Source organism: Nonomuraea basaltis (genome assembly GCF_005893125.1).
Classification (GTDB): domain Bacteria; phylum Actinomycetota; class Actinomycetes; order Streptosporangiales; family Streptosporangiaceae; genus Nonomuraea; species Nonomuraea basaltis.
In genome coordinates this window covers 83,266-104,395 of record NZ_VCJS01000020.1, presented here as the reverse complement: position 1 = coordinate 104,395, position 21,130 = coordinate 83,266, and the positions used below count along the sequence as shown (strand labels likewise).

Here is a 21,130-nt window from a genome sequence, read left to right as displayed (position 1 = left end):
GTGTATAAGAGACAGCGTCGAGGTGGCCCCCGACGCCCCGCTCCCGGCCGCCGACCTGGCCCTGCCGGCCAAGCCGCGCGACCCCGAGGCGCTCGTGCGCCTGGCCGACCGCTACGGCCTGGACAGCCCGCTCAACCGCCTGCTCGACACGCTCGGCGGCTAGTGACCCAGGCCGGCGCGGACGGCCTCCTGCGCCGCGTCGCGCAGGCGGGCGTGCACGAGGACGTTCTCCTCGCGGTCAGTGCGCACCTCGACCACGCGCGGCCCCTCGCCGCGCAGCGCCTTCTGCAGGTCGGCGATGTCCGACACCAGCGTGTACGGCGTCCCCGTCGCGGCCGCGGTGTACCCGAGGTCGACCCCGTGCGGCGTGCCGAAGACCCGCTCGAACGGGTCGCGCACCGCCGCCTGGGGCAGGAGCGAGAAGATGCCGCCGCCGTCGTTGTTCACGACCACGAAGCACAGGTCCGGCCGGGGCTCGCGGGGCCCCAGGATCAGCCCGTTCTGGTCGTGCAGGAACGTCAGGTCGCCGAGCAGCGCGAAGGCGGGCCCGTTGTGCGCGAGCGCCGCCCCCATCGCGGCCGACACCAGCCCGTCGATGCCGGAGGCGCCCCGGTTGGCCATCAGCCTGATGCCGCGCCGCGGCCGCATCGCCTGGTCCAGGTCGCGGATCGGCATCGATGACCCGCAGAACAGCAGCGCCCCGTTGGGCAGCGCGTCCACCAGGTCCCTGGCCAGGCGCGGCTCGCTGGTGCCCGAGGTGTCGAGCACCTCGTCCACGGCCGCCCTGGCCGCCTGGTCGGCCTGCCGCCAGGCGTGCAGCCAGCTGTCGTCGCCGGAGGCGACGGGGATCTCCACCGCCTGCGCCACCTGCGTGGCCGACCTGGTCGGGTCGGGCCAGCGGTCCAGGTCGGGCGCCACCACGATGTGCTCCTCGGCCCGCTTCAGCCACGACAGCAGCGGCCGCGACAGCCCGGGGCGGCCGAGCGTGACCACCACGTCGGGCCGGTGGGTGTCGGCGAACTCGGGGGTGCCCAGCAGGTAGTGGTAGGTCGAGATGGCGTGGTCGCCGTAGCGGGCGCCGCCGTTCGGCTCCGACAGCACCGGCCAGCCCGCCATGCCGGCGGCGGCCACGTAGCGGCGCACGTTCGCGGCGCCGTCGCCGACGACCAGCACGCCGCGCCGGGTCGGCGGGATGTGCAGGGCGATCGGCGGGGGCGCGACCCTGGCCCGCACCCAGGGGCCGTTCGCGCCGCCGTCGAGCGGCTCGCACCAGGTGGTGTCGCCGTCGGGGATCAGCGGCTCCCTGAAGGCCAGGTTGAGGTGCACCGGGCCGGGGCCGGCCGGGCCCGCGGCGCGCTGGTAGGCGCGGCAGGCCAGCGAGCGCCAGTACGCCACCTGCCCCGGGCGGTCCTCCGGCACGCCGACCTCGGCGAACCAGCGGGTCGCGGCGCCGTACATCTTGATCTGGTCGATCGTCTGGTTGGCGCCGGTGCCGCGCAGCTCGGGCGGGCGGTCGGCGGTGAGCACCAGCAGCGGCACGCCCGACTCGCCGGCCTCGATCACGGCCGGGTGGAAGTTCGCGGTGGCGGTGCCGGAGGAGCAGATCAGCGCGACCGGCCGCTCGGCGCGCTTGGCCAGCCCGAGCGCCAGATATGACGCCGAGCGCTCGTCGATGCGCACGTGCAGGCGCACCCGCGACTCGGCGTGCAGCGCCAGCGCCAGGGGGGCGGAGCGCGAGCCGGGGGCCAGCACCACGTCGGTCAGGCCGCAGCGCACCAGCTCGTCGACCAGCACCGTGGCCAGCGCGGTGGCGGGGTTCAACGTGACGCCTCCTGCATCCGGCGAAGCCACTGGGGGGATTCAATCTCAAATGCCGACAAAAGCTGAAGATTCACTGTTGGGCGGCGTACCGCCAGCCATCCGTCCACAGGCACCAGCGAGTCGTCCACCACGTCGCCCGACAGCAGCGACATCGTGCCGAGCCCGCACGCGTACGGCAACGACGGCAGCGCGGCGGCCAGCGCCAGCCCCGCCGCCAGCCCCACGGACGTCTCCACCGCGCTGGAGACCACGGCGGGCAGCCCGCACGCCTCCACCACGCGCAGCGCGTTGCGCACCCCGCCCAGGGGCTGCACCTTGACCACCGCGATGTCGGCCGCCTCGGCGGCCCTGACCCGCAGCGGGTCGTCCGCCCGCCGGATCGACTCGTCGGCCGCGATCGGCACGTCGCAGGCCCGCCGCACCGCCGCCAGCTCCTCCAGGGTGGCGCACGGCTGCTCGGCGTACTCCAGGTCGAACCGGTCGAGCCGCTTCAGCCGCGGCACGGCCTCCTCGACGCTCCACGCGCCGTTGACGTCGATCCGCAGCCGACCCGAGGGGCCCAGCGCGTCGCGCACGGCCTCCACCCTGGCCACGTCGTCGTCGAAGGTCTGCCCGGGCTCGGCCACCTTGACCTTCGCCGTGCCGCAGCCCGAGCGCCGCACCAGCTCATGCGCCTGCTCGGCGTCCACGGCGGGCACGGTCGCGTTGACCGGGACGCTGTCGCGCACCGGCTCCGGCCAGCCCTCGAACGCCGCCTCGCGGGCGCACGCCAGCCAGCGGGCGCACTCGCGCGGGCCGTATTCAGGGAACGGGGAGAACTCGCCCCACCCCGCCGGGCCGGGCAGCAGCACCCCTTCCCTGACGGTCTGCCCCCGGAAACGCGTGCGCATCGGGATCCGGAAGACCACGGGAGCCCCGGGAGAACGCGTCACGACCCTCCCCGCTTTCCCTGCGCCGCAGTCCGACGTGTCGCCATTAACCTTACGAGCATGTGGAGGAACCCGTCGCATCCGGACCGTCCGCTGCATGCCATTGTGCAGCCTCCGGGACCCGCGCTGTTCACGGCGATCCGGGCCGCGCTCGACGGCGACGGCCCCGCCGTCCTGCCCCTCCCTCCCGGCCACGCCGCCGGCGCCGCCCTCGCCGCGCTGCGCCCCACCCACGTCGACGGGGCGATCAGGGACGACGGCGCGGGCGTGCCCGCCGACGTGGCGATCGTGATCGCCACCAGCGGCAGCACCGGCGCGCCCAAGGGCGTGATGCTGCCGGCCACCGCGCTGCGCGCCTCCGCGGCGGCCTCCCTGCGGCGCGTCGAGGCGTCCAAGGGCGAGCGCTGGCTGTGCTGCCTGCCCGTCTCCCACGTCTCCGGCCTCCAGGTCCTGGTGCGTGCCCTGCTGTCGGACAGCGAGCCGATCATCCATGCCCGGTTCGACCCGCGCGCCGTCCTGGATTCCGGCGCCGACCACGTCTCGCTTGTGCCCACCCAGCTGCACCGGCTCGTGGAGCTGGGGTCCGACCTGTCGGTGTTCCGCACGATCCTGCTCGGCGGCGCCGCGCCCCGGCCCGACCTGCTGGAGCAGGCCCGGGACCTCGGCGCGAGGGTGGTGACGACGTACGGGATGAGCGAAACGTGCGGCGGCTGCGTGTACGACGGCCAGCCCCTTTACAATGTAGATCTCAAAGTCGGTGACGACGGCCTGATCAGGATCGCCGGCCCCGTGCTGTTCTCCGGCTACCGCTTCGGCGGCCCCGCGCCGTTCGACGGCGGCTGGTTCGTCACCTCCGACCTGGGGGAGCTGACCGGCGGGCGGCTGCGGGTGCTGGGCCGGGCCGACGACGTCATCAACACCGGCGGCGAGAAGGTCGTGGCCACCGCCGTGACCGCCGTGCTCGGCACCCATCCCGAGGTCGCCGACGTGACCGTGATCGGTGTGCCCGATCCCGAATGGGGCGAGCTCGTCACGGCCGTCGTGGTGCCCGCCAACCCCGACACACCCCCAACGCTTGCCCAACTGCGGGCATACTCCCGCGATAGGCTTCCCGCCCATGCCGCCCCGCGCGACTTGCGCCTCGTCGCCGCCCTGCCTCTGCTGCCCAACGGCAAGACCGATCTGGTACGACTTAGGGCAGGAACCTGACGAGTTGCGGCTGCGTCATAGTGAGGAGAAGGAGGGAGCCTTCATGAACCAGACCCGCAAGATGTGGGCATCCGCGGCCGTCGTCGGCGTCATCGTCGTCGGAGGCGCCTCGGTCGCGGCAGCTGCCTCGGCGGGCAAGCTCGATCAGGTCAGCAAGGAGACCAGAGCCGTGGTGGAGAAGGCGTCACCGTCCAGCCAGCCGGACCAGCCGGCCCCCGAGACCACTGACGACGACATCGTGGTCTCCGAGGAGGTCAACCCCGACCCCGGCAAGGTCCTCGAATACTGGACGGACGAGCGCATGGAAGGCGCCGAGCCCATGCCCATGCCTGAGGTCCCGGTCGGAGAGATCGACGTGACCGAGTAAGAGTCCGCGTGCGGGCGGCTCGCCGGTGGGCGATCCGCCCCTTTTCCGGGCTTTTCGTCCGCGCGGGAACAAATGACGGCGAATGGCGTTATTGATACTGGTGCGCCGTGCGGACATTGACGCCGCGCCCTGCCACAACCTGCCTGATCGTTCTACTCCGTACGGAGGAGGTGTCCTCATGCCCAGAACCGCCGTGGCGACCCCACCCGCGACTCTCGACCAACTGCTTGAACGAGGGCGAGCCCAGGGTCACCTTTCTCTGGCGGAGCTGCGTGACGCGTTCGCCGATGCCGGGATCAGCCCCTCGGAGGGCCGCACGATACTGCGCGAACTGTCGGAGGCCGGCGTGAGCCTGGCCGCCGAGAACGAGCCGTCTCTCAGCAAGTCCGCCCCCAAGAAGACCACAACCAGGAAGAGCACTCAGCAGAAGTCCGCCGCGGAGCAGGCGTCAGCCGCTTCGAAGAAGCCTTCGACTTCGCGAGCCAAGGCTACCGGCCGCACGGCCGCCGAGGCAAAAAACGCCACGCCGGACGCGGCTCAGGGCGTCACCCCGCCCGAGCCCAAGCCGGAGCACGTGGAGGACCTGCCCGACGACCTGGTCATCACCGCCGACACCGAGATCGAGACCGAGCAGGTCGACCTGGACGACACGCAGTCGGTCATGGGCGACTCGGTGCACACCTACCTCAAGTCCATCGGCCGCCGCACGCTGCTCACCGCGGCGCAGGAGGTCGAGCTTGCCCGGCGGATCGAGGCCGGCCTGTACGCCGAGTACAAGCTGGAGACCCACCCCGAGCTGTCCCCCGCCGCCCAGGATGACCTGCGGATGGTCGTCGAGGACGGCAGGCGGGCAAAGGACCACATGCTGGAGGCCAACCTCCGCCTGGTGGTCTCGGTCGCCAAGAAGTACACCGACCGCGGCATGTCCCTGCTGGACGTCGTCCAGGAGGGCAACCTGGGGCTGATCAGAGCCGTGGAGAAGTTCGACTACACCAAGGGCTTCAAGTTCTCCACGTACGCCATGTGGTGGATCAGGCAGGCCATCCAGCGCGGCTTCGCCGACTCGGCCCGGACGATCCGGCTGCCCGTACACGTGCTGGAGATGCTCTCCAAGCTGTCGCGGATCGAGCGTGACATGCACCAGCGCCTGGGGCGCGAGCCCACGCCCGAGGAACTGGCGGTCGAGCTGGACAAGACTCCCGACCAGATCGAGGAGCTGCTGCGCACCAGCCGCCAGCCGATCTCGCTGAACGCGACGATCGGCGAGGACGGGGAGACCACGATCGGCGACCTCATCGAGGACGTCGACTCACCGGAGGCCTCGGAGATCGTCGACCGCCAGCTGCTGGGCGACCAGCTGCGCGGCGTGCTCGAAAACCTCTCCCCCCGGGAGGCGAAGATCATGGCTCTGCGCTTCGGCCTGGTGGACGGCAAGCCGCACACCTTGGACGAGATCGGCAAGCACCTGGGGCTGACCCGGGAGCGGATCCGGCAGCTCGAGAAGGAGTCGCTCTCCAAGCTGCGCCACCCGAGCAACACCCGCCCGCTGCTCGACTGGGCCAGCTGACCCCGGAGCCCCGGCACATCACGTGACCGGGGCTTCTTCCATTTGCCACCCCCACGCGTGCCCTCAGACCGCCGGGTCAGCGAGATCTGGCACGGCGAAGCCCGGCGCAACACGCACGGCGGCCGACCCGCTCAGGGCGAACGGCCGCTCACGAGCAGCGACGACGACGGCCGACGGGTCTTAAGCCGGCCGGTGAATCCGCAGACAGGTCAGCGGGTCGCGGGCAGCGGACGGGGGACGCTCGGAATGCCCCACATCCGGTTCTCCTCGCGCAACGTCCGCAGCCGGTCCACCTCAGCCGTCCACATCTTCCCGGCCGGCGTGGCCTTGGCCTTGCGACGCGCGATCCGATCGTCGTACGCCTTCACCCCGAACATGGCCCGCTGGCCGGCCTCGGCCGCCCGCAGCGCGTCGGTCAGCGCCTTGTCGAACGCCCGCCCCGCGGCCAGCAGCTCGATCTCGTCGGCCGCCGCGGCCCGCAGCTCCCTCAGCGTCTGCTCGGCCTGCCGGGCCTTCTCGAGCAGCTCGGGGTAACTCTTGGAGATCTCCTGGTCCGCGTGGTAGCGAACCTCGGCCTCCCGGCTCACCCGCGGACGGAAAAACGCCATCGAATCTGCCCCTTCACAAGCCGGTAGTCGTTCAATCGCCAAGGGTACGCCGTCTCGCGACACGATCCGAAATCAGCCCGGCGCGGCGCCCTTTACATAGTAAGATGATCATCATGCCCGCCAAGAGACCACCCGTCCCCTTGTCCCGCGAGCGCATCATCGAGGCCGCTCTCCACATCGCCGACAGCCAGGGCCTGCGCCGGCTCACCATGCGCCGCCTGGGCGACGCGCTGCAGGTGGAGGCCATGGCCATCTACCACCACCTGCCCCGGGGCAAGGAGGCGCTGATGGACGCCCTGGCCGAGCACGTCACCACCGTCCACGTGGAGCAGGGCCCGACCTGGCAGGAGACGGCCAAGGCGTGGTGCCGGGCGGAGCGGGAGCTGCTGCGCGAGCACCCGGGCGTCCTGGCTCTGGCGCTCACGAAACCGCCCAAGGGCGCCACGGCCCTCGCCATCAGGGAGCAGACCGAGCAGCTCGCCGACGGCGGGCTGGGCAGCGCGGCGGAGTCCGTACGCGCGCTGCGGGCGTTCGTGTTCGGCAGCGTGGCCGTCGAGGTGCAGCAGTCCGGCTGGGCCGATCCTGAGGTCGACGAGTGGGTAAGACGGGATGAAAGAGCCGATGTGGACTTCGAGCGCGGACTCGATGCTCTTCTCAAGGGTTTGCAAACGTGATGCGCGTGTCACGCTTGGCCCGTTATCCTGCATAAGGCACGCTGTGTCGAAGGTCACACGGTTCGGCGACCCTCCTGTAACAGTCCGAACGGACTATGTCGGAACATGTGACGTACACCGCACACTTGCCAGGACAACAACCCGAGCCGCTCCCGCCCCTCAACGGGAGCATCCCACGAGATATCGGAGGCACGCCGATGTGCCCGCACGACCCGGCCTGTCCGGATGCCGAGGCGCCCGACCGCGAGGCGGCACGCGCCGTCGCCTGCCACCCCGAGCAGGGATGGAGCCTGCTCTGCAACGGCGTCGTACTGTTCGAGGACACCGGGGAGCTCCTGCCCAGCGGCACTGCCATCGCCCCGCACCGGCCGGTGGTCGGCGCAGCCTGATTCACGCGTAGCGGGTGATCCACTCCGCCACGACCTCGCCCACCCGGGCGGGGTCCCGCTTCAGGTCGTGGCCCTCCCCCGGCAGCACCACCAAGCGCGCCGCATCCGCGGCGTCGGGGACCCCGAAGGGATCGCGGTCTCCGTTGACGACCAGCACATCCACCCCGGCGCCGCGTAGCTCCTCGGCCCTGGAACGCTCGGGCTTCCCCGGCGGATGCAGCGGGAACGCCAGCGCCACCACCGCCGCAGCGCCGACCGCCTTGGCCGTACGGCAGGCGACCCGCGCCCCGTTGCTCCGCCCGCCCTGCACGACGGGCAGGCCGGGCCATCGCGCACGAAGCTCCCCCAGGACGGTCTCCCACGCCTCGTCCTGCTTGACCGGCGAGCCGGGCGCCCGCGCCCCCGCCACCCTGAACGCCTGCGACACCCTGGCCACGCTGGCCCCCACGCCGAGCGCGGCATCGCGTACGGCCACCAGGTCCGGAGCGTCCACTCCCCCGGCCGACCCGTGGGTCAGCACGAGCAGCAGCCGAGGCCGCGCCGCCTCGTCCACCTGGACCCGCGCGGGCCCGCGCGGGGTCATGACCTCCATGGCAGAACCGTACCTGGGGAGGATCTCGTCTTAGCCCTCAGGTCTGATGACGGCGTGCCGTTCGCAGTGGATGATGACCCTATGCCAGACAAGCGCCCCCTCCGGGATGACCTGCAGGCCACGCTCGACGCCCGCCGTGATCTCGGACCAGACTACGAATCCGCGCTTGTGGAGTCGTTCGTGGAACGCCTCGACGAGACGATCGCCGCCCGCGTGCGGGCGGAGTTGGACCACTACGGCCCGGAGCCGCACAAGGTCAAGAAGCGCAAGTCCGAGAACCACGGCGCCGCGATGATCCCGATCGCGCTGGGCTCGATGGGCCTCGGCATCCCGCTGACGGCGATCGCGGCGGGCAACGCGGGGATGGTGGGGCTGACGATCACCTGGCTGGCGATCGTGATCATCAACGTGGCCGCCGCCGCTGCCATCATGCGCCGCGGCTGAGGCTCTCCTCACGGCGGAGGGGCGGAACGCCGGTGCGCCAGGGGACGCGAGTCAGGCAGGACATCCTCAGCACCGGCGCCCGCAGCAGTTTTGGCACGCGCGCGGGCAGGCCGCGGGCCAGCGCGGCCAAGGCCTCTCGGACGTCATTCCCCGTTGAATTCACCAGGGCGGGGCGGGCCGGAGGCCGCCCCCCGGTGGATGCGGGCGGTGGTCCAGGCGCGCCGGTCAGGAGTCGCGGTGGTAGCGGAGCCGGACCTCTGCGGCCAGGGTCTCGTCCTCGTGCTTCAGCCCGTACGACCAGACCCGGTCCGCGTCCTCACCCCGCCCCCGCAGCGGCAGGATGCGGGCCAGCAGCTCGATGGCCAGGGCGCTGGTCTGGGCGTCGGCCCCGCCCTCCACGGCCTCGGCGAACTCGGCGCAGGCCAGCTCCAGATGCGCGATCCCGAGCTGCACCCGCAGCCCCGGCACCTCCTCCTCCGGAGCCGCCTCCAGCGCGTCCAGGAGGACGTCGGCCGCCATCCCCGGCTCGCCGTGCTCCAGCAGCAGGTCGGCCAGCTGCCGCGCCGCGTGCGCCCCGACCTGGGCGTCTCCCGCCGCCATGGCGGCCCGCAGCTCCTTCTCCGCCTCGGCGAGGTCACCGGCCAGGCGGGCCAGCGCGAGATGGGCCAGCGGCACGTACGCGGCCGTCCCGACCCCCAGCACGGCCTGCCAGGCGGCCCTGGCCTGCTCGTCGCGCCCCTCGCGCTCGAACCCCTGCGCCAGATGGCAGGCGGCCTGCGCTGCGTACTCGGGATGCCCGGTGGCCAGCGCCGTCCTGGCCGCGGCCCTGGCGGCCTCGACGTCGCCGCGCTCCTCCAGCACCACGGCGAGCCCGACGGCGGCCTGGGCCCGGTCGGGACCCTGCGGGTCGGCGACCAGCCGGCCCAGAATGGCCGCGGCGCCATCGAGGTCGCCGTCCTCGGCGAGGCGGCGGGCGGTATCGAGAGGCGGGGTCTCCAGCTCTGAGGATGTCAAGAGAGCTCCTTCTGGCGACGTCGCGCCGAAGCGTCTTCGGTTCTCTGTGCTTACATCAGTAAAACGGACACCGGCGTAGCCTCGTCGCCTGCCGACCGAGGACGGGATGCGATCCGGTGGAAGCCGACGCCGCGTCCGCCCGGCGAGCCGGGCGGACCGTGGCTGAGAACCGCGTTATCGGGGCCTGACTCCGCATTCCTGGATGGAGTGCGGCTCTTGGGCCACCGCCCCGCCGGACGCTGTCCCGTTGGTGCGGACACCGATGGGGGCGGGGACCGGGCGCCAGTCAGGCACCCGGCTGTGACTGAACATTATCGATCGATTACCCTACGTCGCAGCCCGATCGGATCGGCCGAGAGAAATCGGGCCACAGTTCCACCGGTAACCACAGGTTCGTATAGCGAGCGCCAGCGACAGTCCATACCCTAACGACTTCTCGCGATCATGTCTGCTCAGTTGACGCTGAAGGACTGGCCCGTGCCGGCTTGAGCGACGCCGCCCCGAACGCCCTGTGAACCCGTGCACGCCCGCAGGGCTCTCAGTCCTCGTACGCGAAGCGACGAGGGTCCCACGCCCGCAGGGCCCTCAGTCCTCGTATGCCTCCAGCGGCGGGCAGGAGCAGACCAGGTTGCGGTCGCCGTACGCCTGGTCGATCCGCCGCACCGGCACCCAGTACTTGCCGTCACGCAGCGACGGCACCGGGTAGGCCGCCTCACTGCGCGGGTAAGGGTGCTCCCACTCGTCGGCGGTGACCGACGCGGCCGTGTGCGGCGCGTTGCGCAGCGGGTTGTCGGCCTTGTCGTAGTCGCCGGACGCCACCTTGGAGATCTCCCCCCGGATGGCGATCATCGCGTCCGCGAACCGGTCCAGCTCGGCGAGGTCCTCGCTCTCGGTCGGCTCGATCATCAGCGTCCCAGCCACGGGGAACGACATGGTGGGCGCGTGGAAGCCGTAGTCGATGAGCCGCTTGGCCACGTCGTCCACGGTGACGCCGGTCTCCTTGGTGATCTGCCGCAGGTCGATGATGCACTCGTGCGCCACCAGCCCGCCCCGCCCCGTGTACAGCACCGGGTAGTGGGGGGTCAGGCGCCGCGCCAGGTAGTTCGCCGACAGGATGGCCTGCTCGGTCGCAGCCGTGAGGCCGTCCGAGCCCATCATCCTGATGTACGCCCACGAGATCGGCAGGATCCCCGCCGACCCGTACGGGGCCGCCGAGACGGGCCCCACCGCCGTGCCGTCGCGCAGCGGGTGGCCGGGCAGGTAGGCCGCCAGGTGGCCGCGGACCGCGACGGGCCCCACGCCGGGGCCGCCGCCGCCGTGCGGAATGCAGAACGTCTTGTGCAGGTTGAGGTGGGACACGTCGGCCCCGAACTCGCCCGGCTTGGCCAGCCCGACCAGCGCGTTGAGGTTGGCACCGTCGACGTACACCTGGCCGCCGGCCTCGTGCACCTTGGCGCACACCTCGGTGATGGTCTCCTCGTACACGCCGTGCGTCGACGGGTACGTCACCATGATCGCGGCCAGCGCGTCGCGATGCTTGGCGATCTTGGCGTCGAGGTCGCCCATGTCCACGTTGCCGTCGGAGTCGCAGGCCACGACCACGACGCGCATGCCGGCCATCACGGCGCTCGCCGCGTTGGTGCCGTGGGCGGAGGACGGGATGAGGCAGACGTCGCGCCCGGTCGCCCCGTTGGCCCGGTGGTAGGCGCGGATGGCCAGCAGCCCGGCGAACTCGCCCTGCGAGCCGGCGTTCGGCTGGATGGAGACGGCGTCGTAGCCGGTGATCTCGGCCAGCCAGCGCTCCAGCGTGCCGATCAGCTCGAGGTAGCCCCCGGCCTGCGCCTCGGGCGCGTACGGGTGGATCGCGGCGAACTCGGGCCAGGTGATCGGCTCCATCTCGGTGCTCGCGTTCAGCTTCATCGTGCAGGAGCCGAGCGGGATCATCGAGCGGTCGAGCGCGATGTCCTTGTCCTGCAGCCTGCGCAGGTAACGCAGCATCGCGGTCTCGGAGTGGTGGCTGTGGAAGACCGGGTGGGTCAGGTAGGCCGACTCGCGCAGCAGCTCGGCCGGCAGCCCGTCGGAGCAGCCCTCGATGTCCACGTCCGTGTCCGCGAGGCCGAACGCCGCCCACACCGCGGCCACCTCGGCGGCGCCGGTCTTCTCGTCGCAGGCGATGGAGACGTGGTCGGTGTCGGCCTGCCAGAGGTTGACGCCCCGCTCGGCGGCCGCGGAGACCGCCTCGGCGGCCCGGCCGGGCACGCGGACGAGGACGGTGTCGAAGAACTCGCGGTGCACGACCTCCAGGCCCGCCCGGCGCAGCCCCTCGGCGAGGGCGACGGCGTGCCGGTGCACCCGGTGCGCGATGCGGCGCAGCCCGTCGGGGCCGTGGTAGACGGCGTACATGCCGGCGATGACGGCGAGCAGGACCTGCGCGGTGCAGATGTTACTGGTGGCCTTCTCGCGGCGGATGTGCTGCTCGCGGGTCTGCAAGGCCAGCCGGTAGGCGGGGGCGCCGTCGGCGTCCACGGACACGCCCACGAGACGCCCCGGCAGCTGCCGCTGCAGCCCCTCGCGTACGGACATGTACGCGGCGTGCGGCCCGCCGAACCCGAACGGCACCCCGAAGCGCTGCGAGGAGCCGACCGCGATGTCGGCGCCCAGCTCGCCCGGCGCGGCCACGAGCGTGAGGGCCAGCAGGTCGGCGGCGGCCACGACGAGCGCGCCCGCCTCGTGCGCGGCCGCGGCCACGGCGCGGAAGTCGCGCAGCCGCCCGGTGGCTCCCGGGTACTGGACGAGCACGCCGAAGCACTCGGGCAGCGCGCCGTCGAGCGAGTCCTCCACGAGCGTGATGCCGAGCGGCTCGGCCCTGGTGGCGAGCACGGCCTTGGTCTGGGGCAGCGCGTCGGCGTCGATCACGAACACGTCGCTCTTGGACTTGCCGGCCCGCCTGGCCAGCGTCATGGCCTCGGCCGCGGCCGTGGCCTCGTCGAGGAGGGAGGCGCCGGCGACGGGCAGGCCGGTGAGGTCGGCGACGACCGTCTGAAAGTTCAGCAGCGCCTCGAGGCGTCCCTGCGAGATCTCCGGCTGGTACGGCGTGTACGCGGTGTACCAGCCCGGGTTCTCCAGCAGGTTGCGCCGGATGACCGCGGGCGTGATCGTGTCGTGGTAGCCCAGGCCGATCATCGAGGTGAGCACCCGGTTACCGTCGGCCAGGGCGCGCAGCTCGGCGATCGCCTCGGTCTCGCTGGCGGCGGCGGGCAGCTTGAGCCGGTCCTTGGCCCTGATGGCCTCGGGAACGGCCACGGCCACCAGATCCGCCACGGATTCGAAGCCGACGGCCTCCAGCATGCGCTGCTGCTCGGATTCCGAGGGGCCGATGTGCCTGGATGAGAACGGCGGAGCTGACAGGTCGATCATGGAGATTGCCTCCCGAGGCGATGGAGACCGGCGCCAGGGCGCGGGCGAGTGCCGGATCTCCCCCTCTGTCAGCGCGACATAGCCGCGACCTGAGAGCTTCACCCCGGACAGGGCTTGCACCGTCGGTGAGGTACGCCTGGCGGGCGCACCTGCTTTCCAGAGTTGCCTCGCCCGAGCGGTACAGGATGCCTGAGAGATTCCGGGGAGGGTTGCTCCTTCGGCGCCCCGGCACCCAATGGCCCGGGGACTCTCCCGCACGGGGTCGTCAGCCTTGCCTGTCCAGATTACTACCTTAAGCGTTACGCGCGAATTACATCGGTTGCGCGGCGTTTCAGCCGTGCACCGTATGTAGCGACGACCGCACTCATGGTGTGCCGGGTTCAACGGTGCACCGCAGGCTGCGGTTCATGCGCCTACGGTGTGCCGCGTCCAGCGGGGCGCCATGAGTAGCGTGGTCTGCGCTCACCCTATGCGTCGGGCGCGTCGGCGACGGGCGAGTTCGTCAGCGGGGTGGTCGGCCGGGACGGTGTCCTCGACCGCCGCTCTTTCCCCCGGCAGCTCCGCGAGGGATCCCTCGACCTCGCGCCAGACCCGGCCGAGCGCGATGCCGAACACGCCCTGGCCGCCCTGGAGCAGATCGATCACCTCGTCGGCCGAGGTGCACTCGTAGACGCTGACGCCGTCGCTCATGAGCGTGATCTGCGCGAGGTCGGCGACCCCGCGATCACGCAGGTGCTGCACGGCCGTGCGGATCTGCTGCAACGACACCCCGGTGTCGAGGAGCCGCTTGACGACTTTGAGCACCAGGATGTCGCGGAAGCTGTAGAGCCGCTGGGAGCCCGAGCCGTGCGCGGCTCTTATCGTGGGCTCCACCAGGCCGGTACGCGCCCAGTAGTCGAGCTGCCTGTAGGTGATGCCGGCCGCCGAGCAGGCCGTCGGCCCGCGGTATCCGATGTCGCCCGGCAACGCCGCCGGCTGCTCGTCGAAGAGCAGGCCCTGCTCCCCGGCACGCTGCCGCGCGTCCTCACGCCGCACCGGATCTTCCTGGCCGGCCGTCTTTCCCTCGCCGCTGCTGACCGCCACGCGGACCTCCGGCTTTCTCTCATCCCGCGGCCTGATCTGGGGGTTCGTAAAGGGCGGCCACGGGTTTCACTTGCACCGTAGGACCGTGACCATGCCCAGTCAACGATCCGGCTCGGCGCGTCGTGAAGCGTAAATGCACCGAAATACCTACCCCGCCCTGCCGAAGTCTTCGGGCGTGATCGTGTCAAGGAACTCCCTGAACTTCTCCACCTCGTCCTCCTGGTCGTCCGGGATGACCACGCCGGCCTCCTGGACCACCTCCTCGCTGGCGAAGATGCGTGCTCCGGTGCGCAGCGCCAGCGCGATCGAGTCCGAGGGCCGCGCGCTCACCTCCACGCCGTTGGAGAACACCAGGTCGGCGAAGAAGATGCCATCGCGCAGGGCGACGATGTTGACCGCCCGCAGGCCGACACCCAGGGCGCTCAGCACGTCTCGGAAGAGGTCATGGGTGAGCGGCCGCGGCGGAGGCTCCTCCGCCTGGGCCAGGGCGATGGCCGTGGCTTCGGTCATGCCAATCCATATAGGAAGGAACCGCTCCCCGTGTGCCTCCTTCAGCAAGACGATCGGCTGATTTGTGGGCATTTCAACTCGTACGCCCACGACCTCCATCTGCAACACGGGCTGCTCCGTATTCCTGACCGGTCACCCGGCACAGCTATTTGCTCGTCGCTTCTGCTGACTGGCTACTTCAATTCAACGTAACACCCGAGGGGCCTGGAATGTGCCCTCGCCTCCCGGCTCGCTTGGGTCTCAACGCCCCAGAACCGACCGCACGCCCGTGCGGACAAGGGATGCGTGCAGCTCGAGCAGGAGGTTGGACAGTTCCCTGGCGGCCTCGTCGGCCTCGCCGATCGCCCCCGGGGCGCGCCGTTTCAGTATGGGCGCCACGGTCTGCTCGACCAGGCCGCACTCGCGCTCGGCCGCGGCCTTGACCGCGCGCAGGTGCCTGGCGTGCAGACCGAAGCGGGCCAGGGCACCGACGGCGCGCGCCACGTTGAGCGCCTCCTCGTCGTAGCGCCTGGCCACGGGGGCGAGCAGGCCGTAGTCCTCGAGCTCGGCGAGCGTCTCCTCGTCGATCCGGGCGGCATCGAGCAGCTCGGCCCGGCTGAGCCTGATCTCCTGCTTGTCCTGCACCGCGCGCGGGCGGCCGAAGCTCTCGGCCATCCTGTCCTTGATCACCCGCAGCGGCAGGTAGTGGTCGCGCTGCTCGGTGAGGATGAAGCGCAACTGCTCGACGTGCAGGTGGGTGAACTTGCGGTAACCGGAGGGGCTGCGCTCGGGCTCGATCAGCCCTTCGCCCTCCAAGAACCTGATCTTGGAGATCGTGACATCGGGGAACTCGCCCTGCAGGAGCGCGAGCACCTCCCCGATGCTCATGTGCGAGCGTGCCGCCTGAGAAGTCATGCCCCGGAGTTGCCTCGCATCAGGAAGACGAGGCGGAACTTGCCGATCTGCACCTCGTCTCCGGAGTGCAGGGGGACTTCCTCGATCCGCTCCCGGTTGACGTAGGTGCCATTGAGGCTGCCCACGTCCCGCACGGAGAACTGGCCGCCGCGGTGGCGGTAGAACTCCACGTGGCGGCGGGAGACCGTGATGTCGTCGAGGAAGATGTCGCTCTCCGGATGGCGCCCGGTCGTGGTCAGCTCTTTGTCGAGCCGGAAACGACTGCCCTGGTTGGGACCCCTGGTCACCGTGAGCAACGCCGTCCCGGGCGGCAGCTGCTCGACGATCGCCCGCTCGGCCAGGAGCATGTCGCCTGTCTCAGCCTCGTATGCCTCGATTCCCGCGACGGAGATCGTCGACGTGGTATCCCCGGAGACCTCGGGTCTGGTCAGCGGTGACCCACAACGGGAACAGAAACGGGCATCCTCGGGGTTGGCGTGCCCGCACTGCGTGCAGTAGACGCTCGGCATCGATCGGCTCGGCCTCCTACCGCGAAGACGCGGCGACGGTGCTTCCGGGCGCGCCTCGCTTCGCTTTTTTCAAGTTTGCGAATGCCGCAACTTACGCTGATCAGCGGCAAAGGTCAACTCGGGGCGCTGGACGGTGGTTTGGACGCAGACAAAGTTACCGCCGCTTCCGCCCCGTGGTCCATGCCGCCGCGCGTTTCTACATTACGATCTTGCGGCACTCCTTGGGCACGTCATCGGCAAAAGCCGTTATTCATCCGTTCTGTCACGCTCTGTGATCAACGGTCAGGTGGCGGCCTGCTCGACGATGCGCGCCCAGCGTTCGAGGAGGGCCTGGGCGCCGTCCATGTCGGGCGCCTCGGCCCACAGGTCGGTGACGGGCTCGGTGGCGGCGGGCAGGACGAGCACCCAGCTTCCGTCGTCGCGGGCCACGCGCACGCCGTCGGTGGTGTCGACGCGGTGGTCCTCGGGCTCGGCCTCGGCGGCCTCGATGACCGAGCGCATGACCGCGCCCTTGGCCGCCCACGGCGTCGGCACGGTGCGCTTGAGCAGCTTGATCTCGGGGATCCTGGCGTCGATCTGGCTGAGCGACAGGCGGGTGCGGGCGACCAGCCCCAGCAGGCGCATGAACGCGGCCAGCCCGTCGATGGCGGGGCTGAACTCGGGCACCACGAACCCGCCGCGCCCGTCCGCCGCGAAGATCATGTCAGGCCCGGCGGCGGCCGAGGTGAGGGCGTCGAGCGCGGTGGAGGTCCACTGCACCTGCACGCCGTGGAAGCGGCAGACCTGCTCGGCGACCCTGGTCGTGGTGACCGGCAGCGCCACCTGGCCGCCCCTGCGCTCGGCGGCGACGAGGTCGAGCACGACGAGCAGGGCGCGTTCCTCGTTGATGAGCTGGCCCATCTCGTCCACCAAGGCGATCCGCTCGCCGACGGGGTCGAACCGGACGCCGAACGCCGCCCGGGAGGAGCTGACCAGCTCGGACAGGCGTTGCAGGTCACGGCGGCGCTCGGCGAGCGTCTCGGTGGGCGAGACGTCGTCCAGGCGGGCGTTCACGGTCAGCACGTCCACGCCGACGCGGCCGAGCAGCGTGGGCAGGACCAGCGAGGAGGTGCCGCCCGCGCAGTCGACGACGACCTTCATGTTCCTGACGTCGCCCACGCCGACGTGGCGCAGCAGCTCGTGGGCGTAGTCCTCGACCGCCCTGGCCGGGTAGGTGAGCTCGGCGATCTCGCCGGGGAAGGCGCGGCGGAACTCCTGACGGGAGAAGACCCGCTCCAGCTTGCGCTGCGCGCCCGGAGCGAGGTCCGCGCCGCGGCCGTCCATGATGACGATGTCCACGCTCTGCGGGTCGCCGGGCGTGGTGCGCAGCGCGATGCCGCCGGCGGCCGACTCCCTGCTGGTGTGGAAGCGGGCCACCGGCAGCGGGGCGGCCTCCAGGTCGAGCACGTTGATGGCGCCCGCCGTGAGCGCGCCGATGACGGCCCGCTTGAGCGCCCTGGCGGCCAGCGAGCAGTCGCGGGAGGTGACGACGTACTCGCCCTTCTTCATGGTGGTGGCGTACGCGCTGGCCAGGCGCACGCACAGCTCGGCGGTGATCTCGACGTTGACCAGGCCGCTGATGCCTCTGGGACCGAACAGGTTGCGCTGGCCGCGCGACTCCCAGATGACGCTGGTGTTGACGACCGCGCCGGCCTCGACGGTCTTGAACGGGTAGACCCGGACGCCGCTGGAGACGTACGCCTCGGCCTCGATGACGCACTCGTCGCCGATGACGGCGTTCTCCTCGATGCGGGCGCCGGCCATCACGTCGGTGCTCTTGCCGATCACGCAGCCGCGCAGGTGGGCGCCGGGGCCGAGGTAGACGTTGTCGTGGACGATGGCGCGGTGCAGGAAGGCGCCCTCGCGGACGACGGCGTTGTTGCCCAGCACGGTGAACTCCCGCAGCTCGGCGCCCGCCTCGACCTTGGCGTACTCGCCGATGAGCAGCGGGCCCTTGAGCACGGCGTCGGGGTCCACCGAGGCCGATTCGGCGACCCACACGCCGGGCGAGAGCTCGAAGCCGGCGATGTCCAGGGCGACCTTGCCGGACAGCGCGTCGGCCTGGGCCTTGAGGTAGCTCTCGTGGGTGCCGACGTCCTCCCAGTAGCCGTCGGCCACGTACCCGTAGATGGCGGCGCCGCGCTCGAGGAGGGCCGGGAAGATGTCCGAGGACCAGTCGACCGGCTCGCCGGGCGCCACGGCGTCGAGGATCTCGGGCTCCATGACGTAGATGCCGGTGTTGACGGTGTCGGAGAAGACCTGCCCCCAGGTCGGCTTCTCGAGGAAGCGCTGTACGCGGCCCTCCTCGTCGACGATGATGATCCCGAACTCGAGCGGATTCGGTACGCGTTTCAGGCCGATTGTCACGAGCGCCGAATTTTCCCGGTGAAATCGGACCATGTCGGATAAATCTATATCTGTCAGGGCGTCCCCAGAGATCACCAGGAATCTGTCGTCCCGGAGCCGGTCGGCGGCGTTCTTGACGCTGCCCGCGGTGCCGAGGGGCACGTCTTCGGTGGCGTACTGGAGGCTCATGCCGAGCTCGTCGCCGTCGCCGAAATAGTTGCGCACCAGGGCCGCCAGGAACTGGAGCGTGACCACCGTCTCGGTGACGCCGTGCCGCTTGAGCAGGCGGAGCACGTGCTCCATGATCGGCCGGTTGACCACGGGGAGCAAGGGTTTCGGCTGGTTGGCGGTCATGGGACGCAGGCGAGTGCCCTCCCCGCCTGCCATCACGACCGCCTTCACCCGATCACTCCTTTTTGGCCGAGGTTACGAGCTGGCGCACCTGTACCACATACAGCACCCCCGACCACCAATACAGGCCCGTTCCCCAGATCGCGAACGCCCACCCGGCAATTCGGGCTATATCGGCATACCACCCAGTGTGGGAGGCAAGGAAGAGGAGAGGGAAGGCGTACATGAGGTTGAACATGGCGGCCTTGCCCAGGAAATGCACCTGGAGTGCCCTATAGCCATGTTTGCGGAGTACGGGGATGAAACACGCGACGAAGAGTTCCCGGCCCAGGATGACGACGACCAGCCACCAGGGGATGACGTCGCGCAGCAGCAGCGCCAGGATCGTGGCGAACACGTAGAGCTTGTCGGCGGCCGGATCGATGATCCGGCCGAGCCTGCTGGTCTGGTTGAACGCCCGGGCGATCTTTCCGTCGAGCCAGTCGGTGAACCCGGCCACCGCGAGGACCCCAATGGCCCAGCCGTCCGCCTTGGGCCCGAGAACCAGCCAGAGGAACACGGGCACGCCAAGGAGGCGCAGGAAGCTCAGCAGGTTGGGAATCGTCCAGATTCGGTCCTCGGCGGAAGTTTCGCTCACGCAGCAGACCCTACTGCGTGGAACTCCAACACAGCGGCCCCGCCTGGGCCGGACTGAAACGCACCTCACCACGGCATCCACCCAGCCAGGGTCCCGTCTCCCCCACCGCGCCGCGCCCGGCTCAGCCCTCCCCGCCGCCCGCACCCGCGTGTCCGGTTTCGGACACTTTCCACCACCCCACCCCGGCTCAGGCCCAAGCGCTCGGGTAGCCGGGGCAGAGCGCCGGGCGCGTCGCGACATCGCACGGCCATCTGTGGGACTGACGTCGCGAACGGCGCCGGTGACCGCTCCGACCGCTCGCCCGGCTCGGCGCGCGGCGACGCGCGGGGTCAGGTGTGGCTGGGGGTCAGGTGTGCAGGAAGGAGTGGGTGCGGCCCAGTTCCTCGAAGCCGAGCCTGCCGTAGAAGTCCTTCGGCCAGTCCCCCGCGTCGGCCACCAGGAAGATGAGCGCGGCCCCCGCCGCCTCCGCGAGCAGCGCGGTCATCAGGGCGCGGGAGTATCCCTTGCCCCGGTGCTCCTCGCCGGTGAAGACGTCCTCGATCTGGGCCACCCCGCCGTGTGCGTAGAGGTCGGCCCTGGCGGCGAGCTCGCCGTCCGGGGCGCGGACCCCGCGGAAGGCGACCACGTCGGCGCCCCGCAGGCGGGCCTCCACTCGCCTGGCGAGCAGGTCGACCACGTCATCCGGCGCCTGCGGCAGCGAACGGCGCCAGTCGCGGCGCAGCGCGGGCAGCAGGTCCGCGAGGCCGAGCCGTTCGGCGGGGGGCGGGTCGTGCGGGATCTCGCCGCGGAAGGCCATGATCATATTCGTCTCGTGCCCGTAGCCGGCGGCCGCGAACGCGTCCGCGAACGCCGTGCCCAGCCGGTCGTCGTCCACGGACACCAGCCGGTGGGCCCTCTCCGCGAGCACCTCGTCGGCCGCCCGCAGCAGCCGTCCGGCCGCTTCCCGGGCCTTGTCCGACGATTCCAGCGTCGCGCCGAGGTCGTCGCAGGTCCAGACGATCAGCTTGTTGTCGTCGTACGAGCTCGGATAGCGGTCGTCGAGGACCGCGAACCCGCCCGGGACCGCGATCTCCCGTGGCGCCTTGCGGCGGGCGAAAGCGCGCATGAAGTCGAGGGCGCGGGCCAGGTCAGCGGGCACCCCGCACCGCCTTCACGAACGCCCTGATGAGGGCCGAGTCCTTCACCCCGGGCGAGATCTCCACGCCGCTGGACACGTCGACCCCCCACGGGCCGGCGGCGGCGATCGCCTCGGTCACGTTCGCCGGGTCGAGGCCGCCGGCCAGCATCCACCGGCCCGTCGGGCGGCCGCGGACCGCTGCCCAGTCCCACGGCTGGCCGGAGCCCGCGTGCGGGGCATCGACGAGGAGGAGGTCCTCGTCGTAGGCGCCGCACCGCAGATCGGCCTCGGCGTCGACGGCTCTGACCAGGACGCCGCCGAGGTCCTTGAGCGCGGTGAAGTCCCCGTGCGGGTGCCGGCCGTGGAGCTGGACGCCCCGCACCCCGGACGCCAGCGCCGCCGCCCGCACCGTCTCGGGGTCCTCGCCGCGGAACACGCCGACGGTGAGCACGTGGGCGGGGACCAGCGCGGCCAGCTCCGCCGCGCGCTCGGGCGCGATCCGGCGGGGGCTCCGGGTCATGACGAACCCGACGGCGTCGGCGCCCGCCTCGACGGCGGTGGCCACGTGCTCGGGCTCGCTCAACCCGCAGATCTTGACGTACACACTTCAGAC

Annotated in this window: 20 protein-coding genes and 2 riboswitches; of the genes, 6 read left to right on the top strand and 14 right to left on the bottom strand. The window is 71.1% G+C overall.

Translation table 11 applies throughout. The features are described 5' to 3' along the window. Positions 1–159: 159 nt before the first annotated feature. Positions 160–1,821, bottom strand: coding sequence for a 2-succinyl-5-enolpyruvyl-6-hydroxy-3-cyclohexene-1-carboxylic-acid synthase (gene menD, locus EJK15_RS12525; protein ID WP_138710555.1), 1,662 nt, complete (start codon positions 1,819–1,821; stop codon positions 160–162). Beyond that, complete coding sequence (locus EJK15_RS12520; RefSeq protein ID WP_240776930.1) at positions 1,818–2,711, bottom strand: o-succinylbenzoate synthase; 894 nt, start codon at positions 2,709–2,711, stop codon at positions 1,818–1,820. The genes menD and EJK15_RS12520 overlap by 4 nt, the downstream gene beginning before the upstream one ends. A gap of 99 nt (positions 2,712–2,810) precedes the next feature. Between EJK15_RS12520 and EJK15_RS12515 the strand changes: the two genes are divergently transcribed. From EJK15_RS12515 to EJK15_RS12505, 3 genes are all read left to right on the top strand, one after another. Further along, complete coding sequence (locus EJK15_RS12515; RefSeq protein WP_138710554.1) at positions 2,811–3,959, top strand: AMP-binding protein; 1,149 nt, start codon at positions 2,811–2,813, stop codon at positions 3,957–3,959. A 43-nt stretch (positions 3,960–4,002) separates the two neighbouring features. Then, positions 4,003–4,326 carry a hypothetical protein gene (locus tag EJK15_RS12510; RefSeq protein WP_138710553.1) on the top strand — a complete coding sequence of 108 codons (324 nt, stop codon included), beginning with the start codon at positions 4,003–4,005 and terminating at the stop codon, positions 4,324–4,326. Positions 4,327–4,504: 178 nt separating this feature from the next. Beyond that, positions 4,505–5,893: an RNA polymerase sigma factor gene (locus tag EJK15_RS12505; RefSeq protein WP_138710552.1), complete on the top strand. Its 1,389-nt coding sequence runs from the start codon at positions 4,505–4,507 to the stop codon at positions 5,891–5,893. Positions 5,894–6,102: 209 nt separating this feature from the next. Here EJK15_RS12505 and EJK15_RS12500 read toward each other — a convergent pair whose 3' ends face one another. Continuing rightward, the gene (locus tag EJK15_RS12500; protein ID WP_171074258.1) at positions 6,103–6,501 is read right to left on the bottom strand and encodes a hypothetical protein; all 399 of its coding nucleotides are present in this window, start codon (positions 6,499–6,501) and stop codon (positions 6,103–6,105) included. A gap of 113 nt (positions 6,502–6,614) precedes the next feature. Between EJK15_RS12500 and EJK15_RS12495 the strand changes: the two genes are divergently transcribed. Together EJK15_RS12495 and EJK15_RS12490 are read left to right on the top strand one after the other, a co-directional pair. Then, the gene (locus EJK15_RS12495) at positions 6,615–7,175 is read left to right on the top strand and encodes a TetR/AcrR family transcriptional regulator (protein ID WP_171074257.1); all 561 of its coding nucleotides are present in this window, start codon (positions 6,615–6,617) and stop codon (positions 7,173–7,175) included. Between the two features lie 197 nt (positions 7,176–7,372). Continuing rightward, positions 7,373–7,564, top strand: a complete 192-nt coding sequence (locus EJK15_RS12490) for a DUF5999 family protein (protein WP_138710550.1) — start codon at positions 7,373–7,375, stop codon at positions 7,562–7,564. Position 7,565: 1 nt separating this feature from the next. Here EJK15_RS12490 and EJK15_RS12485 read toward each other — a convergent pair whose 3' ends face one another. Then, positions 7,566–8,156 (bottom strand): alpha/beta hydrolase family protein, encoded by a 591-nt coding sequence (locus tag EJK15_RS12485; protein WP_138710549.1) that lies wholly within the window; start codon positions 8,154–8,156, stop codon positions 7,566–7,568. 81 nt (positions 8,157–8,237) lie between these two features. On the opposite strand from EJK15_RS12485, the gene EJK15_RS12480 reads away from it, so the two are divergent. Next, on the top strand, positions 8,238–8,600 hold the full coding sequence (locus EJK15_RS12480; RefSeq protein WP_138710548.1) for a hypothetical protein: 363 nt from the start codon (positions 8,238–8,240) through the stop codon (positions 8,598–8,600). Between the two features lie 225 nt (positions 8,601–8,825). Here EJK15_RS12480 and EJK15_RS12475 read toward each other — a convergent pair whose 3' ends face one another. From EJK15_RS12475 to EJK15_RS12430, 10 genes are all read right to left on the bottom strand, one after another. Further along, positions 8,826–9,614: a tetratricopeptide repeat protein gene (locus tag EJK15_RS12475; protein WP_138710547.1), complete on the bottom strand. Its 789-nt coding sequence runs from the start codon at positions 9,612–9,614 to the stop codon at positions 8,826–8,828. 585 nt (positions 9,615–10,199) lie between these two features. Then, a complete protein-coding gene (gene gcvP, locus EJK15_RS12470; protein ID WP_138710546.1) occupies positions 10,200–13,031 on the bottom strand; it encodes an aminomethyl-transferring glycine dehydrogenase in 2,832 nt (943 codons plus the stop codon). 55 nt (positions 13,032–13,086) lie between these two features. Continuing rightward, a riboswitch (glycine riboswitch) is annotated at positions 13,087–13,197 on the bottom strand. After that, positions 13,198–13,296, bottom strand: a riboswitch (glycine riboswitch). A gap of 197 nt (positions 13,297–13,493) precedes the next feature. Beyond that, on the bottom strand, positions 13,494–14,114 hold the full coding sequence (locus EJK15_RS12465) for a MerR family transcriptional regulator (RefSeq protein WP_138710545.1): 621 nt from the start codon (positions 14,112–14,114) through the stop codon (positions 13,494–13,496). Between the two features lie 147 nt (positions 14,115–14,261). Continuing rightward, entirely contained in the window at positions 14,262–14,732 is a 471-nt protein-coding gene (locus EJK15_RS12460) for a bifunctional nuclease family protein (protein ID WP_020539830.1), read from the bottom strand. Positions 14,733–14,864: 132 nt separating this feature from the next. Then, positions 14,865–15,491 (bottom strand): transcriptional regulator FtsR, encoded by a 627-nt coding sequence (ftsR, locus tag EJK15_RS12455; RefSeq protein WP_240776928.1) that lies wholly within the window; start codon positions 15,489–15,491, stop codon positions 14,865–14,867. A gap of 23 nt (positions 15,492–15,514) precedes the next feature. Continuing rightward, a complete protein-coding gene (locus EJK15_RS12450; RefSeq protein WP_138710543.1) occupies positions 15,515–16,027 on the bottom strand; it encodes an FHA domain-containing protein in 513 nt (170 codons plus the stop codon). A gap of 282 nt (positions 16,028–16,309) precedes the next feature. After that, positions 16,310–18,814 carry a mannose-1-phosphate guanyltransferase gene (locus tag EJK15_RS12445; RefSeq protein ID WP_138710542.1) on the bottom strand — a complete coding sequence of 835 codons (2,505 nt, stop codon included), beginning with the start codon at positions 18,812–18,814 and terminating at the stop codon, positions 16,310–16,312. Between the two features lie 4 nt (positions 18,815–18,818). Continuing rightward, entirely contained in the window at positions 18,819–19,400 is a 582-nt protein-coding gene (gene clsA / locus EJK15_RS12440) for a cardiolipin synthase ClsA (RefSeq protein ID WP_138710541.1), read from the bottom strand. 346 nt (positions 19,401–19,746) lie between these two features. Next, positions 19,747–20,538: a GNAT family N-acetyltransferase gene (locus EJK15_RS12435; protein ID WP_206060810.1), complete on the bottom strand. Its 792-nt coding sequence runs from the start codon at positions 20,536–20,538 to the stop codon at positions 19,747–19,749. After that, positions 20,528–21,121: a phosphoribosylanthranilate isomerase gene (locus EJK15_RS12430; protein ID WP_138710540.1), complete on the bottom strand. Its 594-nt coding sequence runs from the start codon at positions 21,119–21,121 to the stop codon at positions 20,528–20,530. The genes EJK15_RS12435 and EJK15_RS12430 overlap by 11 nt, the downstream gene beginning before the upstream one ends. Positions 21,122–21,130 lie beyond the last annotated feature (9 nt).

Excerpts from the sequence above, each read along its gene's own strand:
- EJK15_RS12520 (WP_240776930.1), bottom strand. The coding sequence starts at position 2,711 with ATGCGCACGCGTTTCCGGGGGCAGACCGTCAGGGAAGGGGTGCTGCTG.
- EJK15_RS12515 (WP_138710554.1), top strand. The coding sequence starts at position 2,811 with ATGTGGAGGAACCCGTCGCATCCGGACCGTCCGCTGCATGCCATTGTG.
- EJK15_RS12510 (WP_138710553.1), top strand. The coding sequence starts at position 4,003 with ATGAACCAGACCCGCAAGATGTGGGCATCCGCGGCCGTCGTCGGCGTC.
- EJK15_RS12505 (WP_138710552.1), top strand. The coding sequence starts at position 4,505 with ATGCCCAGAACCGCCGTGGCGACCCCACCCGCGACTCTCGACCAACTG.
- EJK15_RS12500 (WP_171074258.1), bottom strand. The coding sequence starts at position 6,501 with ATGGCGTTTTTCCGTCCGCGGGTGAGCCGGGAGGCCGAGGTTCGCTAC.
- EJK15_RS12495 (WP_171074257.1), top strand. The coding sequence starts at position 6,615 with ATGCCCGCCAAGAGACCACCCGTCCCCTTGTCCCGCGAGCGCATCATC.
- EJK15_RS12490 (WP_138710550.1), top strand. The coding sequence starts at position 7,373 with ATGTGCCCGCACGACCCGGCCTGTCCGGATGCCGAGGCGCCCGACCGC.
- EJK15_RS12485 (WP_138710549.1), bottom strand. The coding sequence starts at position 8,156 with ATGGAGGTCATGACCCCGCGCGGGCCCGCGCGGGTCCAGGTGGACGAG.
- EJK15_RS12480 (WP_138710548.1), top strand. The coding sequence starts at position 8,238 with ATGCCAGACAAGCGCCCCCTCCGGGATGACCTGCAGGCCACGCTCGAC.
- gcvP (WP_138710546.1), bottom strand. The coding sequence starts at position 13,031 with ATGATCGACCTGTCAGCTCCGCCGTTCTCATCCAGGCACATCGGCCCC.
- ftsR (WP_240776928.1), bottom strand. The coding sequence starts at position 15,491 with ATGAGCATCGGGGAGGTGCTCGCGCTCCTGCAGGGCGAGTTCCCCGAT.
- EJK15_RS12450 (WP_138710543.1), bottom strand. The coding sequence starts at position 16,027 with ATGCCGAGCGTCTACTGCACGCAGTGCGGGCACGCCAACCCCGAGGAT.